Source organism: Pseudomonas sp. SST3, from assembly GCF_003325755.1.
Window position 1 is genome coordinate 1 of record NZ_QORI02000221.1, and the last position, 1664, is coordinate 1664.

Below are 1664 nucleotides of genomic sequence, written 5' to 3' on the forward strand. Positions count from 1 at the left end.
GTTTGACGCCTATGCCTGGAGCTTCGAGGTGGGCGCGATCAAACCGGAGCCAGCGATCTACGAACATCTGCTAAAGCGGTTGGGTTGCAAAGCGTCTTCCATTGCAATGATCGGCGATACATTGGAGGCCGATGTGTTCGGTCCCGAAAGGCTGGGAATGCATGGCTTCCACCTCCAGCGCGATGCCATCCGTGGTCCTGACCGATTAGCTAGCCTGATCGAATTTGCAGACCACATTTTGGGCACGGGGACTGTCACTAGAACGTAGCACTAGCGCACATCGAGGTCGCCTCCAGCTATCGGCCTTCAGTTCAAGCACTCACAACTCGCTTGTAGTGCTTTTCCTGACGATGGCGCTCCCAAAGTCCGTTCGCGCATTGGCCGCAGCGGTTGTGATCACTCAGGCATTCGTAGAGCTGATTGGTTAAGCGGGGCTACCACCAACAGCGTGAAGGAAAGCCGATCAGTGCGGCTTCGTCTCGCTGATGGACTTTGCAGCCCACGTTCTACAATACCCACCATCCGCTAACGGCTAAAGCTGCGTCGCCAGTTTTAGCTGACGCCGCTAGACCCGGATGGCTTAGAGGCATGACGACGCCTTTTTCTGTAACGGGAGCTTCTTTAGCTCTTGAGCGCCAGAATACGCCGAGCGCCGTTTAGAACGATGAATCCCACAACGGTACCGATAATCAGGTCTGGGTAGTTTGACCCAGTCCAAGCGACGAGCGCTCCGGCGACTATAACCCCCATGTTGATGACCACATCATTGGCGGAGAATATCCAGCTCGCTTTCATGTGAGCACCACCTTCCCGGTGTTTGGAAATCAGCAGCAAACAACCCGTGTTGGCGAGCAATGCCAGGAACGCGACGGCCATCATTATCAGCGACTCGGGCTCGCTGCCGAATATAAAGCGTCTGACCACCTCTACGAGCACGCCGAGGGCCAAAATCAGCTGGAGCACACCAGCAAGGTGTGCAGCACGCACCTGCAGATTGACGCTGCGCCCAACCGCATAAAGGGCCAGGCCGTACACTGCCGCGTCAGCGAACATGTCGAGCGAATCGGCAATCAGACCTGCGGACCTGGCGATCAGGCCAGCAGTCATCTCTACCACGAACATGAAGGCGTTGATGCCTAGCAGTAAACGTAGGGAGCGGGATTCCTGTGTAGAGTTCGCCGGATTCTCGGCGGCTTTGATCATCTCTGGGTCTGCCGCGACAGTTTTCTGAAGAGTGGCGCCTAGCCCTAACGTCGCCAGCTTTTTGGTTATGGGCTCAACGGCACTGTCATGCATGACATCTAACCGACGGTCCGACAGATCAAAAGTCAGCTTCCGAACTCCGTCCAAACCATTCAGCGCCAAGCGGATCATTCGCTCTTCTGATGGACAATCCATCTTGGGCACGGCGTAAACACTGACCCATTGCCCCGTCGTATCGGAAGGGTTTTGCACATCGGCATCAGCGGCTGGCGTCGCATCGCAGCCGCAGGGACCATCGGACTTGCTCATGATACGGCTCCACTTGAAATCGAAGATGGGATCATTAAAAGCCTTATAGCTACTATAAGGTCAATAACGCAGAGCCGATGAGGATTCACACGATGCGCATTGGTCAGTTAGCAAGGCTAATAGGGATTGATACACAGACGATCCGCTTCTAT

Annotated in this window: 2 protein-coding genes and 1 pseudogene; 2 read left to right on the forward strand and 1 reads right to left on the reverse strand. The window is 55.1% G+C overall.

The window, feature by feature from the left end:
* Both DQ405_RS26795 and DQ405_RS28020 read left to right on the forward strand, forming a co-directional pair.
* A partial coding sequence (locus DQ405_RS26795) for an HAD family hydrolase (RefSeq protein WP_168426501.1) occupies positions 1-268 on the forward strand: 268 nt, incomplete at its 5' end.
* 34 nt (positions 269-302) lie between these two features.
* Positions 303-428 (forward strand): annotated as a pseudogene (locus DQ405_RS28020) (arsenic resistance protein); the annotation flags it as partial.
* A 193-nt stretch (positions 429-621) separates the two neighbouring features.
* Here DQ405_RS28020 and DQ405_RS26810 read toward each other — a convergent pair.
* Complete coding sequence (locus DQ405_RS26810) at positions 622-1512, reverse strand: cation transporter (protein WP_021210268.1); 891 nt, start codon at positions 1510-1512, stop codon at positions 622-624.
* Positions 1513-1664: the final 152 nt, after the last annotated feature.

What these genes read in the sequence shown, in the direction of transcription:
- DQ405_RS26810 (WP_021210268.1), bottom strand. Translation starts at nt 1,512, where the DNA reads ATGAGCAAGTCCGATGGTCCCTGCGGCTGCGATGCGACGCCAGCCGCT.